Source organism: Maribacter confluentis (genome assembly GCF_030505015.1).
Classification (GTDB): domain Bacteria; phylum Bacteroidota; class Bacteroidia; order Flavobacteriales; family Flavobacteriaceae; genus Maribacter; species Maribacter sedimenticola.
In genome coordinates, this window is the sequence record NZ_JAUKUC010000001.1 from 2105535 (window position 1) to 2122117 (window position 16583).

A 16583-nucleotide genomic window follows, 5' to 3' on the forward strand; every position below is an offset into this window, starting at 1 on the left:
AAGTATATAAGAAATTGGGTTTATAATTATTCAAAGCCTTTATAATAGTGCGCTTAAAATCAATTTGGTTAAATTTAATTGTTGAGAAAAACATAAATATGTTAATGAATATGTCTATTTGGTACAAAATATGTAGTTTTGCATATACTTTAGAAGAAACTTTTATCGTTAAGTGCTTACAGAGATCAGTACTTAAATATACAGCAATACACCTCCCATGCCTATCGTAGAAGCACACTTGGGAGGTCTTTTCTTTTATAGCTATGAGTAAAAAACCTTATACCAAAACTCCATTAACATTTGCAGACCAACTAGCGCTTCTTAAAAATCGTCAACTAACAATAACTGATGATAAAAAAGCACTTTCATACTTGTCCGAAATAAGTTATTATCGCCTAAGTGCATACTACCTTCCATATCAACAAATAAAAGACACTTTTAATACTGGTACTACTTTTGATCAAATTATAAAAACATATTCTTTTGATCGTGAACTTCGCCTTTTAGTTTTTGATTGCATAGAACGTATAGAAGTTGCGGTGAGAACACAATTCATCTATCATATGGCTACAGCACATGATAATGCACATTGGCAAGATGACAAGGCTCATTTTATAACACCGTATTATAATAGGATAGGAAGATTAGTTGACCCTTTCAATGACTTTCAAAGTATTATTTCAAGGGCAACAAGTGCGCGTAAACCCGAAGTATTTATAAAACATTACACAAACACCTATAATAGCCCTTCTAATCCACCTTCTTGGATGTGTTTTGAATTATTGACAATGGGAGATTTATCACATATTTACCGTGGTTTACGAAATAATGCTGATAAAAAAAGTATAGCAAATTATTTTGAAGTGCACCCTACGGTATTCACATCTTGGTTACATACGTTAACTTATGTTAGAAATATTTGTGCACATCATTCAAGATTATGGAATAAGGACCTAGCCATAGAGCCAGAAAAATTATTAAAACCCGTTGGTCCTTGGTTAGGTACTAGGTACCAAAATAATAAACGGATTTTTTATTTTATTTGCGTGCTTCGCTACTTACTTTTAAGAGCAAACCCTGGTAATAGACTAAAAGAAAAATTAGAATTGTTATTTGCCAAATATCCTGAAGTACCTATACAGTACCTAGGTATCCCTTCTGATGGTAATGGTAATCTTCTTGATTGGAAAAATGAACCGTTATGGAAATAATACTATGACTACACAACCAGAAGCCATTTTAGAACACAACTTGATCAATCAATTAATTGATTTAGAGTACACGCCTGTAAAAATATTAGATGGTAAAGCATTGGTTTCTAATTTAAAAAGTCAGTTAGAAGCTTTCAATAACGATACGTATTCGTCAAAAGAGTTTGATGCCATTCTTAATCATTTGGCAAAAGGCAATGTATTTGAAAAAGCAAAGACGTTACGTGATCGTTTTAGCTTTACTAAGGAAAATGGTGATGTTTGCTATGTTCGCTTCTTCGATTCTGAAAACTGGACAAACAACTTATTCCAAGTCACAAATCAAGTTACATTAGAAGGTTCTTATAAAAACAGGTATGACGTTACCTTATTGGTCAATGGTTTACCTCTTGTTCAAATAGAACTGAAACGCAGAGGTATTGAAATTAAAGAAGCTTTCAATCAAATAAATCGTTATCAATTACATTCATTTTGGAGCAATCATGGCTTGTTTCAATACGTGCAGTTATTCGTAATCAGCAATGGCGGTAACACCAAATATTTGGCAAACAACAAATTACAATCGGTTAAACAGACCTTCTTCTGGTCAGATAACCAAAATAAAAATGTAACCGAGCTTACCGAATTTGCCGCTCAGTTTTTAAACCCAAACCACTTGGGTAAAATGATTGCTAAATATATCGTCATCAACGAAACCCACAAAATAATGATGGTATTACGTCCCTATCAATATTTTGCAACCGAAGCCATTATAAAACAAGTACAGACCTCAACAGATAATGCCTATATATGGCATACCACAGGATCAGGTAAAACATTGACCTCTTTTAAGACAAGCCAAATATTAATGGACTTGCCAGAGGTATACAAAGTAATTTTTGTAGTAGACCGCAAAGATTTAGATTACCAAACTATGAGAGAATTCAATGCCTTTAAAGAAGGTAGCGTAGACTCTACTAACAATACCACTAGTTTAGTAAATCAGTTCTTAGGTAAGTTTAAAGACAAAAAAGGCGTTCGTAAAGATTCTGATTTAATTATCACCACTATTCAAAAACTAAATAATGCCATAACGGGTCATAACAAAACAAAATTAAATGCTCTAAAAAATGAACGGTTTGTATTTATTTTTGATGAGTGTCATCGTAGTCAGTTTGGTGAAACACATGCAAGAATTACAGAATACTTCACCAATAGTCAATTATTTGGTTTTACCGGTACGCCAATTTTTGCAGACAATGCATCTAAAAATGACCTTGGTAAACGCACAACAAAAGACTTGTTTGGTAATTGTCTACACAAATATGTAATAACAGATGCCATAAGAGACCAAAACGTATTAAAATTTGGTATTGAGTACGTAGGCAGGTATAAGAATAAAAGCAAAACTTTTATTGATATTGAAGTTGAGGACATTGATAAAAAAGAGGTGTTAGATTCTGAAAAGCGAATTACCAAAATTGTAGATTACGTAATAGCGCATCATGACCAAAAGACATTTAGTAAAGAGTACTCTGCTTTATTTGCCGTTAGTAGTATTGATAATCTAATTACCTATTATGACCTCTTTCAGAAGAAAAAAGAAGCTGGGGAACATAATTTACGTATTGCAACTATTTTCACTTATGGTGCCAATGAAGCCAATGAAGATGCACAAGATTATCTACCAGGTGATGAATTGGACTTGGCTGCAGAGCCATCTCCTGTTTATACTTCTAGCCATACCAGAGATAAACTAGAAACCTATATTGGCCACTATAACGCCATGTACAACACTAGTTTTACAACCAAGGACCAACAACAATTTGAGAACTATTTTAAGGATATTAGCAAGCGCTTAAAAGAAAGAGAGAAAATTACTTTCAATGATGAAAAAGACCGTTTAGATATTGTTCTCGTGGTCAACATGATGCTTACCGGTTTTGATGCCAAAAAAGTAAATACACTATACGTTGATAAAAATTTAAAACAACATGGATTAATACAAGCGTTTTCCCGAACCAATAGAATATTAGGAGAAGAGAAATCGCAAGGGAACATACTGTGCTTTCGTAACCTTAAAAAAGCGACAGATGATGCCATTACCCTTTTTTCAAACAAAGATGCCATAGAGGTCGTTACTATGCCAGATTACGAGGCTATTGCAGAAAAGTTTGATGAGGCACTAAAGAAATTACGAGAAATAACCCCGACCTACCAAAGTGTAAATGACTTGGTAACAGAAGATGATGAAGCTGCCTTTGTACAGGCATTTAGGCAACTTCTAAGAAACATGAATGTTTTGCAATCGTACACCGATTTTAATTGGGATGATTTCACTATTAGTAAACAAGAATTTGAAGACTATCAAGGTAAATATAGAGACCTCTACGATAAAGTAAAGCGTGATCATCAAAAGCAGAAAACATCTATTCTAGCTGATATTGATTTTGAACTGGAACTTATACATAGTGATCATATCAACGTAGCATACATTATTAAACTTCTTGCCAAATTAAAAAGGGCAACCAAATCTGAAGCTCAAAAACAGAAAAAAGCCATCTTAGATTTATTGGGCGGTGATACCATGCTGCGCAGTAAACGAGAACTTATTGAGAAGTTTATAGAAGAAAACCTGCCTAAAATTGAAGATACGGACAATATACAAGATGAGTTTGAGACCTATTGGCAAGAACAGAAAATACTTGCATTAGCCAAACTATGTAAAGAAGAAAACCTGGACAAGCTTCAATTTAATGCATTAATTAACAGCTATATATACAGCGGAAAAGAACCAATTAGAGATGATGTTTTCAAATGTTTAGATAACAGACCAAGTATTTTAAAAGCACGTGAAATTGGTGAACGCATTCTTTTAAAAATGAAAGAATTTATTGAGGTTTTTGTGAATGGGATGGTGGGGTAAGAACAGTAACAAAATTATTTTATTCATTATCGCCTATATCTTCATTTGTCGTTCTTATCACGTCACTTTTTGTGTCATGAAAAATAGGATGTTCATTTCGTAATAAATCCATAATCACTTGAAATTCATTTGGGTCATTTATTTTTTTTAGTGATGACCATGTTCCATTCTGTGATCTTAGTTGGAGAATTCCATAATTATTATTTAAATCCCAACCTGCTCTATACTGTATGATGTGTATTGCTGCCATTCTTTCAAAATTTAATAGTTTAAAATTTTTAATTCACTTTATCAAACAGACTTAATACTAATTTACTTTTCTCCAAAAAAGAGTTTGACAGAATGAAACCCTGTTCTAGATCTATCATATTTTCCTGTTATAGATGCTGATAATGGGGTAACGTCCCATGACAAACCAGTTGTTTTAGAATTAGTAATATAAAAACCTAATTCAATGGAAGTGGATTTTGGCTTTAATACATTACCAGTGTCATTCATAGATTTTAATGCTTCTGCCGCTTGAACAATAGCATCGCTTAAAGCTTCTGATAAAGAACCTGTAAAACCTTGAAGTTCCTCTGCTTTTGGTTCAAAAATGAATGACATCTTCTTAGTTGCTTTTTTTTCCTTTTTCTTTCCAAATGTAAAAATCAGGATTTTAATACTGCCATCGTTTGTTCTTTTTTGCGTAGTTTCTAAAGTTATCTCGACATTCGTTAAATTGGGTAAATTCGAATCTTCAATAATTGCTTTACTGTTATTTATTGATTTGTTGACCTCTCTAATAACTTCAGTTGGTGTTATTTGCTGTGCGCACACACTTTGTATAATCCCTAATAGTCCTAGTATTAATATTTTATAAAACTTCAACTTTTTCATAATTATATGTTTTTTGATTTCTGCAACACAAAGTAGTTATTATAAGGATAGACAAACATCCCCACTAATGGGTATTTTCACACTAAAACATTGTATATAAGATAATTACAGTGTAATCGACAATCTACATATCAAAGTAATAGCAGTTTTTATATTTCAAAGTTCTTATTAGTAAAACCTTTAAGGAATCGGAAGGAATCGACATAAGCAACCTAAATCACCAACTATCATCTCATGCATACCAAATGTCACCACGACACTTTTCCCCTGAAAACAGTATCTTCGATAGCAATACCTAATGCATTATGCCCAAAAACACTACATCGCAATCTTGGGTTGCTACGTTAATTGAACTGGTGGAAGTCTTTTTTACTAGTTTTCGCCAAAGTAAAAGAGGTAGAACGTGGCACCAACATGTAGTGCCCTATAAAAATGCTTGGGCCGTACGGCGCGAAGGGAACAAACGTATTACCTCCAAGCACAGGCTACAACTCACCGCTATCAACAAAGCCAAGCGATTGGCCCGTAAATACAAGGCAGATGTTATTATCCATAGAGAAGATGGTACCATACGCGACCGTATCAACTATGAGTAATTGGGCATAGAATAAAAGGGAGGTGGGAAGTATTATACAACGCCAAATTTTAAAATTAGTTCTGCTGAGCACAGCCGAAGGACAATGTCTTTATAAAGAGGCCGCTGAAACTCCCTCTGGGTAAAAAATAGATGTGTTTAATAAAATGGCGTTCTGTCCTTATTTTAGGTTGTCCGCTTATTAAAAAACAATGTCCCCTTGTATCAGGTAGTCGGTCAGCAAGGAGCGCATGGCGTTCTGGTCCAAGCCTACCGGTGTTTCGGTACGATAGAGGGTTTTTATGATCTCCTGGTCAAAGGTGTTAAATTGGTCCGCCGGCCCGGAGCACATGACACTGGTTGCCTCGGTATCGCAATATTGGTCCGAGGTATGTCCCAAACCAATTATATGGCCAAACTCATGTTTAAAGAGGCCTTCATCTGGACCACGCATCCATATTCGACCTTTATAAATTTGGTAATTACTATCCGTGTTATAAAGTGCGTAGCCTCCAAAATTTCCATCACTGATCAAGTCGTACATATCGGGCCAAATGGTCACAACAGCGCTAGTTGGACCCATAATCAGATGTACATTGGATTCTTCTGGAGTAGCCACCAGTTCAATTGTAGTGCCATCTGTCATCAATACTCTAAATTCATCCAAATAGTTCTCAACAGTAGCGGCATAATCACTTGGCAAATCTCCTTCAATAAATAATTGTACCGCTCCTTGCCATTTTTCACTGAGGTTGCCACCACTGGCCGTGGGTGATAATTTATACGTTAAATAAATATATTCGTTTACAAAACTTTTTTGAAAATTGGTCAATGGTCCGTCATCCTTGTCCAATATATCTATGGTAACGGTCGCAATTGTCTTATTGCCTTTTATGTCCTTAGCGCTTACATCAAACGATATTGATTGTGTGGTTTCATAATCAAAAATGGGCGTTCTTTTTGTCCAAATCTCACCTGTGTTTGCACTGACGGTCAGTTCAATATCCGATTCCAATGCATATGTAATTTTATCCCCTTCAGGGTCCTGCGCAGTAACGCTTCCAATGGAAGTTAACTCAAAAGGGTTTTCATAAATAGTAAACTGTTGATCTGCCATTATAGGACTAGCATTAACCGGAACAGGCTCTTCAATATCCGTTACTTCATCTTTGGCACAAGAGAACATGAACAAAAGACCCACTACACTAAGAACGTTATACACTTGCTTATTGATTCTCATAAACTGTTTAATTACCATTACTATTTATGCTAACTTTCTAAAACTCATACTTCTTCTCTACCGCATACCTCAACAATTCCCCTGCGCCGCTCAAACCCAATTTGCGGATCATGTTCTTACGGTGGGTGTCTACGGTACTTTTGCCAATAAAGAGTTCGTCCGCAATTTGATGGCTGGTATGGCCTTTGGCAACCAATTGTAAAATTTCGCGCTCACGGGATGAAAGCACACTTTTTGAGCTGTTCCTTTCCGCATCCGGTAAGTGAATCTTTTTATCGTAATAAGTTCTGCCATCGGCAACGGTGCGTATGGCTTCCAATACCACCTCTAAACTACTGTTCTTTAAAATATAGCCTTGCGCCCCGGCCGCCAGCATCTGTTTAACGGCATCATCTTGGTCAAACATCGTAAAGGCCACTACTTTGGTATGGGGCAACTCCTTTAAAATAATTTTGGTGGCCTCTATACCATCTAGTTTAGGCATGCGAATATCACAGAGCACAACCTTGGGCTGCCTTAACCGTACCAACTTCAACAACGCTTCGCCATTATTGGCATGGCCAATAACCGTAATATCATCCTCATATTTTACATAGGATTTAATGCCGTCTATTAGGGCTTGGTGGTCTTCGGCTATAGCTACGGTGATCATATGGGTATATCTATTAAAATGGAAGTGCCCTTACCCAATACACTATCTATGGTGAAATGGCCCTCTAAATGTTCTATACGCTTTTCTATATTGGTCAATCCCATACCGTTTTTGCCCTTTACGGCGTTGGTACGGTCAAAACCTTTGCCATTGTCTTCCACAATGATGTTCAAGGTATCCTCATGTTGGGTCAATTGTATATTTAACCTTGTGGCTTCGGCATGTTTAATGGCATTGGCCACCAATTCCTGTACCGTTCTAAAAAGGCTTAGTTCCAATGAATTTTCAAGTCGGTCACCCATGCCGAAATCCTCCACGGTTACCTGTAACGCATTGGTTTCCGTTATTACCTGGGCCATTTTTTTTATGGCGGGCAATAGACCTTGGTCGCTCATTACACCAGAATTTTTGCTATGGGCCATACCCCTTACTTTTTGATAGGCCTCTTCCAATAAGGTTTCCGCTTGGTGCAATGCCGGATCCTTAAATTTGCCTTTCACGGTATTGAAATGCAGTTTTATCGTTGCCATTAGACTGCCCAAATCATCATGCAGTTCATTGGCCACACGTTGCCGCTCCTTTTCCTGCCCCTCTATCATGGCATCTATACTAACGAGTTCCTGCTGCTTTAAAAGATTGTCTACCCGTTCTTGTTTTAGTTGGGTTTCCTGTTCTGCCAGTTTCCTTTTTTTAGTGGTGTTTTTTTGAACCAGAATGGCAATTCCTGTGCTTAAAACAAGGGCCAATGTGGCCACTATTAGCCAGTTTTGATTGGTTTGCGCTCTTTGTTGTTCTTCAAGTATCTGTTTTTCTTTTTTCTCCGTTTCAAACTTTGTTTGTAAATATGAAACATTGGTTGCGTTTTTTAAAAAATCCAAACTGTCTTTGAGGTTATTCCTTCTTTTTAAATAAAAATTTGCACTGTCTAATTGTGAAAGCTTTTCATAATTATCTGCAATCCAATCATACGCCAATACCCGGTTGTATTCTTTGTTTTTTTTTATAAATGATTTAGTTAAAGGAAGTAGCATCTTATTTGAAAGTCCATAATCTCCTGTTTGATTCATTACAATTGCAAGATTAATACTGGTTGAATAGCTTTGGTCAAAAGCATAGAAAGAGTTATATCTATCATAAATAGATTTTGACTTTAAATGATAAGTCTTTGCACTATCTAGCTCATTTTGATAATAATCATATGCAATACCCAACATTCTATAGTATTTAGCCCGTAACAACTCTAAATTATTCAAAGATTCTAAAGCGCCTTTAAATTCTTTGATATAGGGTTTATTACTTACCGCTGATTTGTACTTGGTTTCTAAAAGTTTGTAATTGGCAACCTCATATTCATCATACAAAACCTCTTTATATAATTCTAAAAAGTTAGGATACTGATCTAAAAGATGTGAGTTTTGAGAAACAATAATGAGTATTCGTTTTAATATTTCGGCACTAATTTCTTTTGAATGAATAGAATATATCAATGCTTTTTGATACATCTCGAAAACAATATCATCTTTACCTAACTCATTATGAAATATTAAATCTCCCTCTGTTAAAAATTTGAGTGCAAGTTGTGTATTATTTGTAAACCCTTGATTTATCTGCTTATTGAAATTAAACGGTATTTCAGATTTCCCAGTTACAAACATATCAAGCTGAATTTGCAATAAAGTTGCTATATCATTTTTCGGTAAATCTGATAAAATAATTTCTGCTCCCTTTACATCATGATTTTTTAATTTCACAAAAAACATCTCTACCTGTTTTTCTGAATTTTCTAAAATAAATATTGACAGTAATGATGATAAAACTATTATCCATTTGGTCATACGTTACTAAAACTATTATTTATTCTTTTACCAATCTAAATTGACAAGGTCTGCCTCCAACTGGTATTAATGGGCTAAAAAAGCTTGTATTACTTTCATCGTCCAACATGGGGTGACTTGCGGCAAGTGTATCTCGTGTATACACATGTCCTTTAACCTCAAAGGAAATTTTATTATCGACAATTTCATCATATTTCCAGACAATGTTTTCGTTGGTTAAATCGACATCATGTTGGTTATTACCATTTGCTCCCATTAAAATTTTAATGATTCTAAAATTATGATATGGCTCTGTTTCAAATTTTACATCCAATATTCCAAAAGAGATAAGGCCAGACATTGGGTAGCTATAGAACTTTACACCATTCACTTTCACACTGTCATTGCTATCATTATATTCAGTACAATCAAATTCTGCATATAACATTATATTAAAACCTAAAGTAGATTCAACATGAATCACTTGGAGATCATCACATAGTGGGTTTACATTTAAGTAGATTTTTCTTTCGGGTTGTAGAGTAGAAGTCTGCTTGTCCATAATTCTTAGTTTTTTGGTTTGGTTAAAATTGAACTAAATTAGGATGGTATAGCATCCCTATAAGTGGGTATTTTGGTCTTCTATGTGTTGTATTGTAATCACAATCCATTGAAAACAGCAATAGAACAAGGCTGTCTAGCAGGGGGGAAGATGAACGACCATTGCTCTAATACACATTAACAATTTAATGTTTTCTGGGGAAATATCACAACAGCATATAAAGTATTCCATTGATTTGCAACCATTTGTGTTACAAAGGGTATTACCCCCCAAAAGAGCCGACTATAAACACAAAAAAAGCCCTATCATTAACTGATAGGGCTTTGTATTATTCGTTTCAACACTTATTCCGCTGCTCCTTCGTAAATGGTGTTAAAGATCAATTTGTACGTACCACGGGGCTGTGCCCTAAACTGGGGCCTGAAGGCAAATAATACTACAGAGCCCTTGCCATATTTTGCCTTTACCATGGCCGGTTTCTTGGCAATATATTTCTTTTCGCCCATGGCCCAACCGCTCATAAGCAGGTCTTTTTCCGCATAATTGGCAATTACCTCAATTTCCGGTGCGGGAGCATCTGCTATTTCTTCGGTACCGCCTTCACCCTTTTTCCTCTGCTTGATAATCTCAAAGGCACGGCTTTTATTGAACGATACCGCAACGGTATCCTGCATACCAAATGCCAAGGGGTGCGAAGTATCAAAACCTGTCTTGATCAGCGATCCCGGTATAAAGAATTGCTTACTGCCGGCGCCTTCCGTAGCATCCTTTAAAGGCAGTCCAAATTGCTCGATCACAAAATTACTGGCCTCATCGAACGCCATAAGGGTACCGCCATTTTTTACATAATTGCTCAGTGCCAAGGAACCTTCAAGACCCAAGCCTCCGGTAAACTTTTCCGGCATGGAGAGTGTCGTATGCCCATGTAACAATGATTTTACACGTTGTGACGGTAATATCAGCACATCATACTTGGATAGGTCCGCCGTTTGTATATCCCGGTCATGTAGGGTGTCCGTCTCAAAGGCATATTCGTCCATTACAAAGCGGGTCCACCCTTCGTCCATATTGGACACCCAAGATTTATACAGTCCCACTTTAGGGGTGTGTATCTTGACCATATCTACCTTAGGTTTTGAGGATAGGGCCGTAAACTCCAACCCGTATGTATTTGCCAATTCATCTGCAGAGGCCGTACCTCCAGAAACAACATAGGAACCTGCCGGATGAGTGGTCTTGCCCAGCTTTAATGCTGCCTTGGTCCTAAATGCCGTTCCTCCTCCTTTTAAAATTTTGTTGGTAGCAATGACCGATGCATTGGAATTGGCGCTCAATAGATATCCAAAATCAGCCCTTTTAGGACCGTCCGGTGCATAATATGGTACCAACCCGTCCACTTTCTCGGTAGCAATATCCATGGCCGTAACAATTCTATCTACAGACACACCCATTTGTAAGGGCAAGGTCCACCCTGCCAAATCATAAGGGGTATCCGGTGGGCCACCGGGATATTGAAAACGGGTAGGGTAATTCTGTTTTTCCAACAGATCCATTAAATAGGGTCTAAATGCCTGTCCGCCATAGATTACATAGGACCCTGCCTCATATTTGGTGCCGTCCACTTCAAAAGGTTTGGTAGCTTTTTCAATCTCTATACCGCCCCGTAACAATACGTTCACCAAATTAACGGACTCAAAAGCATCCCATTGGTCCTTACCGATGACATAGGCATAGGGACCTTCCGTCTTTGCTTTTTCAATGGCCGAAGCTCCCATTTTGTAAATATTATGTAGATAATTGCTCTTGCGGTCCGCAGCCAGGTCCAATGTGGCCCACGTGGCGGTCAACATATAATCTACCGCATCCCTAAAATGCGATTCCCCACCTTTCCATGGGTCGGGATACATGATATCCGTCCCATCAGTAGGTGTACCCCCCGCTACGGTCTTGGGCAATTTCTTTGGGTCATAAAACCGTGGAGTTGGGGTGGTGTGTCCGGTTTCGGTCAAAATACCGATCATGTTATGGTAATAAGGCACGGTACGCCCACCTCCGTTCCAGAACATGGTATAGAAATTATCCGCTATGGCACCTGGCATGTTTTCCAATGAAAAACGCTTGGTCATGGCAGAACCCACCTCACTTACCGCAGCAGTTATGGCCGGGTGGATCTTTGGGTTTACGGGATCTGCATAGGGTGGTAAGGAAATCTTGGTCCACGATGGGGAGGACTGGTGGTGGTTGTATACAATTTGTGGATACCATTCATTGTACAATATCTTGGTTACATTATAGGTTTCCGGCATGGTGTTCATGAACCAATCCCTATTGTTGTCATGACCCATATAATAGTGGTACAAAATGGGTGGACGAGAGGTTTCATAGGCGGTACCAAGATTCTTTTTGTACCAGTCCACCACAATATCCAACCCGTCTGGGTTCATGACCGGCATTAACAATGTAATGACATTTTCCCTGATTTTTTTCATTTCGGTAGACTCCGAAGTGGCCAAGGTATAGGCCAGTTCCGAGGTCATTTGCCCGTGTGCCAACTCGGTAGAATGCATACCACCATCTATCCAGACAATGGCCTTGCCCTCTTCGGACAAACGTAAGGCTTCCTGTTCATCTACCTGTACCCGTGCCAGTTTGGTGCTGATATCCTTCCATTTATCCAACTGTTGGAGATTCTCTTCGCTAGATATAAAAAGAACGTACATTTTTCTGCCCAAAACGGTTGTACCGATCTCTATTTTTTGCACCCTATTGGATGCCGCATCGAGCTGGGATAAATAATCTTCGATCTGAGAATAATCCGCAAGCTTATAATCATCGCCTACGTTAAAACCATATACATCTTTTGGAGCAGGAACATTTTGGGCCATACTCGTAGGTATGCAAGAAATGGCCATTACAAGAGTCAAAAATATAACCTTGTAACTTGAAGTTTTTGAAATCATTTTGAATTGGTTTGTTTGAAATAGAAAATTAAGGAATCCCGAAGAAGAAAGTACATCTTAAGGGACAAGAAAATGTTAAAGGAACTGTTAATTTCGGAGTCCGCAATCATATGGTCTTGATTTTGCTAAATTACCGCATTGTTACTTTCTTAAAAAGAGTATTTTCTTAAAAGGTGTACTCCTGTGGATGGGTGCAAATTATAAAGTACTTATAAAAGCATCATTGTATAAAACACTCCACATCCCCAACTTCTACATACTGTGGATTACTAAAATTATGGTTTGTTACCGTTATACCTTCAATATTTTTGATTACACATTTTTCACCCTTCACTTAAGTAAGGTTAAGCACAATTTATCGAGACCAAAAAATTATAGTTTTTGGTTTTTTCATTTGGCTATGCAAAAAATACTTTTCATAACAGGCGACTCATAATAACATAACATTTTAAACATATTGGGAATTATAAAATTCATGAATTTTATAGCCAAAAATGAGAATTCTATAAATATTTCGATACGTGTTCACATAACTTTAAAAATTGAAGGCCGATTTTTCGAATTAGAAATTTGTCGGTTTTCAATTAAATCAACAATCAAACCTAACTTAAAAATTTTCGTATGAAAAAAATGATTTTTAAAAATCTCTTGTTTTTGAGTTTATTGCTTTGTTTTGGCTTAGCCAGAGCACAAACAGTAAACGGTAACGTTTCGGATGGAACAGGACCATTACCCGGTGCAAATGTTTTAGTGAAAGGCTCAACAAATGGCACACAAACCGACTTTGATGGTAACTATACCTTGAGTGCCGTTGATGAAAATGCAATTTTAGTATTTAGTTATATAGGATTTACAACTGTAGAAATACCCGTTGATGGAAAATCTCAAATTGATGTGGTATTAAGTGAAAATGCTTCTGAATTGGATGAAGTGGTATTAATAGGATATGGTAGCCAAAGAAAATCCGATTTAACGGGTGCCGTAGGTAGCGTAAGTGAAGATGAGCTACAAGAACGTTCGGTGCAATCACTTAACCAAGGACTTGCTGGTAGGGTTGCCGGGGTTCAAGTCAATACTACATCTGGTAGACCAGGTGGTAAGACCAATGTTAGAATTAGGGGCTTTAGTTCAATAAATTCTTCTAACAACCCACTCTATGTTGTTGATGGTGTTCAATTACCACAAGGAAATTTAGATCAGTATAGTTCGGCAATAGATTTTTTAAACCCAAACGACGTAGTATCTATTGAAGTACTTAAAGATGCTTCATCTACTGCAATTTATGGAGCAAGAGGTGCCAATGGTGTTATTCTGGTAACGACCAAAAGAGGTCGTGCAGGTGAGGGCAGAATTTCATATAACGTAGAATACAACGTAAAAGAATTTGGCCCCAATTTAGCCGAAGTTCTAAATGCAAATGAATACCTACAGGTTGAGCAACTTGCTTGGCAAAATAGTGAAAAGTTTGACCCCGAAGGATGGGCAGCAGGTAATTACGCCAACCTAGAACCACGATTGAAAAGACAAGACCCAAACATTGCTCCCCTGTTTGATGGTAATGGTAACCCATTATACAATACCTATTGGCCAAGAGAAGTTCAACAACATAAATTATCGCAAAATCATCAATTAGGGTTTTCTGGCGGTAATGAAAGAACTACTTATGCAATATCCCTAGGTATTAACGACGAGCAGGGACTTCTTAAAAACAGCTATCAAAAAAGATATTCAGGTAGATTTTCAATTGATAATCAAATTAAAAAATGGCTTAAAATTGGCGGGTCTATGAGTTACAACTTTCAAACTGAAAACTTGGCAGATACCAATGATCAAGTTCCACGTAGAATGGTTGAAGATTTTCCTTTTCTTCCTGTTCGTTATCCAGAAGGTCATCCTAGAGAGGGTTTATTTGCAGATAACCGGGACTATCCTTTTGCAGAAGGAACATACAATTCTGTACACCGATTAGATGGTCAAGAATATATTTTGAATACTCAAACAGCTTCTGGAAATGTTTATTCAAATATTAGTTTTACAAAGGACCTTGAGATGAGAACGGTTATTGGGACAAATGTGATCACCCAAGAAAACCCAGAGTTTCGCGATGCTACCTTAGCAGGAAACAGTCAGGCTTTTGCTTCGATAAGTAACAATAAAGAAACCTTCTGGTCAATAGAAAACTATCTAACCTATACTAAAGAAATCAATGAAAATAATTCGTTTACAGGATTATTGGGTATCTCTTGGCAGCAATCGAATTCGCTTTACGTAAATGCAGAATCGAACAACTTCCCTACTGATTATTTTGGGTACAATAATTTACGAGCTGGTTCAGATAACCTGCGAGTAGATTCCAATGCACAACGTGAGGCCTTGAATTCATATTTTGGTCGACTAAATTATAACTTATATGGCAAGTACTTATTTACAGTAACCGGTAGAGCAGATGGGTCTTCAAAATTTGGGGATAACAATAAGTTTTCATTCTTTCCTTCGGCAGCATTGGCATGGAGGGTTTCTGACGAAAACTTTTTAAAGGACAACCAAACTATTTCCAATCTTAAGTTGAGAACAAGTTTCGGGATAACTGGTAACTCTGAAATACCTCCATACTCATCACTTTCTCTTCTCGGTTCTGGCTATCAGACCATATGGGGTGGAAATGTTATTGGAGGAACTGGAATTAACCGATTGGCAAACCCCGATTTGAAATGGGAAAAAACAGCTCAATATGATGTAGGCCTAGAACTTGGTCTTTTCAACAACAGAATTAGTATAGAGACAGATGTCTACTATAGAAAAACTACTGATATGTTACTGGATGCACCTGTTCCCCAATCTAGTGGTTACACCACAATTCGACGTAATGTAGGGTCAATGGAGAATAAAGGTCTTGAAGTTTCTCTCAACACTAAGAATATTGTTACAGAAGACCTTAGCTGGAGTACAAGTTTCAATATTTCAATGAACAGAAACAAAGTACTTTCATTGGCAACACCTTCTGATATTTTTGGTGTAGGAGGACCAGGTATTACCAATGAAACAAACATCATTAGAGTAGGTGAACCGGTAGGGGCTTTCTGGGGCCTTACACGTTTAGGTGTTTGGGGAACAGATGAAGCTGAGGAGGCCGCAAGCTATGTAAGCTATCGTAATAACTTAACGCTTTTACCCGGTGATATCAAATACAAGGATTTTAATGGCGATAAAATTATAAACGATGAGGATAGAACCATAATTGGAAACGGTTATCCTACGGCTTCCGGTAGCCTTATCAACACTGTTAATTATAAAGGGCTAGACTTAACCTTAGACCTTCAATATTCTTGGGGCAACGATGTAATGGACATGAACTTACACTCAAGTGAAGATAGACAGGGTTTAGCCAACAGTTACCGTACCGTATTGAATGCATGGACGCCAGATAATCAAAATACAATGATTGCCCAAGTGAGAGATACACGTGCCGGGTATGTAACAAATGTAGATTCTCATTGGGTCAAAGATGGCTCTTTTCTACGCGGTAGAAACCTAATGTTGGGGTATTCATTTAATGCAAATCTTCTTGAAAAATTGTATTTGAATAAATTAAGGATATATGCTTCTACACAAAATTTCTTTCTCTTGGTAGACGATGAACTTTTAGGTGATCCAGAGGTAACGCCTATTAGAGGCGGTTCAGGTAACAATGTTTTTTCACAGGGTATGAAATGGCATGAATACCCAAGGGCAACAACTTTTGTTTTGGGACTTCAAGTGGGTATATAATCAGTTAAAATAAAAGAT

The 16583-nt window shown here is 37.2% G+C and carries 11 protein-coding genes; 4 read left to right on the forward strand and 7 right to left on the reverse strand.

Features of this window, described 5'->3' with window-relative positions:
• Positions 1-371: 371 nt before the first annotated feature.
• Together Q2T41_RS09335 and Q2T41_RS09340 are read left to right on the forward strand one after the other, a co-directional pair.
• On the forward strand, positions 372-1211 hold the full coding sequence (locus tag Q2T41_RS09335) for an Abi family protein (RefSeq protein ID WP_304435857.1): 840 nt from the start codon (positions 372-374) through the stop codon (positions 1209-1211).
• Positions 1212-1215: 4 nt separating this feature from the next.
• A complete protein-coding gene (locus tag Q2T41_RS09340; RefSeq protein ID WP_304437426.1) occupies positions 1216-4116 on the forward strand; it encodes a type I restriction endonuclease subunit R in 2901 nt (966 codons plus the stop codon).
• 19 nt (positions 4117-4135) lie between these two features.
• Here the strand turns inward: Q2T41_RS09340 and Q2T41_RS09345 are convergent, their stop codons facing one another.
• Together Q2T41_RS09345 and Q2T41_RS09350 are read right to left on the reverse strand one after the other, a co-directional pair.
• Complete coding sequence (locus Q2T41_RS09345) at positions 4136-4366, reverse strand: hypothetical protein (RefSeq protein WP_210708634.1); 231 nt, start codon at positions 4364-4366, stop codon at positions 4136-4138.
• A 62-nt stretch (positions 4367-4428) separates the two neighbouring features.
• On the reverse strand, positions 4429-4995 hold the full coding sequence (locus Q2T41_RS09350; protein WP_304435858.1) for a hypothetical protein: 567 nt from the start codon (positions 4993-4995) through the stop codon (positions 4429-4431).
• A gap of 305 nt (positions 4996-5300) precedes the next feature.
• Here Q2T41_RS09350 and Q2T41_RS09355 point away from each other — a divergent pair, with 305 nt between their 5' ends.
• Entirely contained in the window at positions 5301-5591 is a 291-nt protein-coding gene (locus tag Q2T41_RS09355; RefSeq protein WP_089261184.1) for a DUF2188 domain-containing protein, read from the forward strand.
• 180 nt (positions 5592-5771) lie between these two features.
• Here Q2T41_RS09355 and Q2T41_RS09360 read toward each other — a convergent pair whose 3' ends face one another.
• The 5 genes from Q2T41_RS09360 to Q2T41_RS09380 all read right to left on the reverse strand — a co-directional run bounded on the left by Q2T41_RS09360 (position 5772) and on the right by Q2T41_RS09380 (position 12797).
• Positions 5772-6809 (reverse strand): Ig-like domain-containing protein, encoded by a 1038-nt coding sequence (locus tag Q2T41_RS09360; RefSeq protein WP_304435859.1) that lies wholly within the window; start codon positions 6807-6809, stop codon positions 5772-5774.
• A gap of 37 nt (positions 6810-6846) precedes the next feature.
• Positions 6847-7461 (reverse strand): response regulator, encoded by a 615-nt coding sequence (locus tag Q2T41_RS09365; protein WP_304435860.1) that lies wholly within the window; start codon positions 7459-7461, stop codon positions 6847-6849.
• Positions 7458-9212 carry a sensor histidine kinase gene (locus Q2T41_RS09370; protein WP_304435861.1) on the reverse strand — a complete coding sequence of 585 codons (1755 nt, stop codon included), beginning with the start codon at positions 9210-9212 and terminating at the stop codon, positions 7458-7460. Before Q2T41_RS09370 ends, Q2T41_RS09365 begins: the two co-directional genes overlap by 4 nt.
• Positions 9213-9315: 103 nt before the next feature.
• Positions 9316-9759: a hypothetical protein gene (locus tag Q2T41_RS09375; protein WP_304435862.1), complete on the reverse strand. Its 444-nt coding sequence runs from the start codon at positions 9757-9759 to the stop codon at positions 9316-9318.
• A gap of 422 nt (positions 9760-10181) precedes the next feature.
• Complete coding sequence (locus Q2T41_RS09380) at positions 10182-12797, reverse strand: M14 family metallopeptidase (RefSeq protein WP_304435863.1); 2616 nt, start codon at positions 12795-12797, stop codon at positions 10182-10184.
• A 621-nt stretch (positions 12798-13418) separates the two neighbouring features.
• Here Q2T41_RS09380 and Q2T41_RS09385 point away from each other — a divergent pair.
• Entirely contained in the window at positions 13419-16565 is a 3147-nt protein-coding gene (locus tag Q2T41_RS09385) for a SusC/RagA family TonB-linked outer membrane protein (RefSeq protein ID WP_304435864.1), read from the forward strand.
• The last annotated feature ends 18 nt before the right edge of the window (positions 16566-16583 follow it).

Coding starts and splice junctions, on each gene's coding strand:
- Q2T41_RS09385 (WP_304435864.1), top strand. CDS start 13,419: ATGAAAAAAATGATTTTTAAAAATCTCTTGTTTTTGAGTTTATTGCTT.
- Q2T41_RS09345 (WP_210708634.1), bottom strand. CDS start 4,366: ATGGCAGCAATACACATCATACAGTATAGAGCAGGTTGGGATTTAAAT.
- Q2T41_RS09355 (WP_089261184.1), top strand. CDS start 5,301: ATGCCCAAAAACACTACATCGCAATCTTGGGTTGCTACGTTAATTGAA.
- Q2T41_RS09365 (WP_304435860.1), bottom strand. CDS start 7,461: ATGATCACCGTAGCTATAGCCGAAGACCACCAAGCCCTAATAGACGGC.
- Q2T41_RS09380 (WP_304435863.1), bottom strand. CDS start 12,797: ATGATTTCAAAAACTTCAAGTTACAAGGTTATATTTTTGACTCTTGTA.
- Q2T41_RS09340 (WP_304437426.1), top strand. CDS start 1,216: ATGACTACACAACCAGAAGCCATTTTAGAACACAACTTGATCAATCAA.
- Q2T41_RS09350 (WP_304435858.1), bottom strand. CDS start 4,995: ATGAAAAAGTTGAAGTTTTATAAAATATTAATACTAGGACTATTAGGG.
- Q2T41_RS09360 (WP_304435859.1), bottom strand. CDS start 6,809: ATGAGAATCAATAAGCAAGTGTATAACGTTCTTAGTGTAGTGGGTCTT.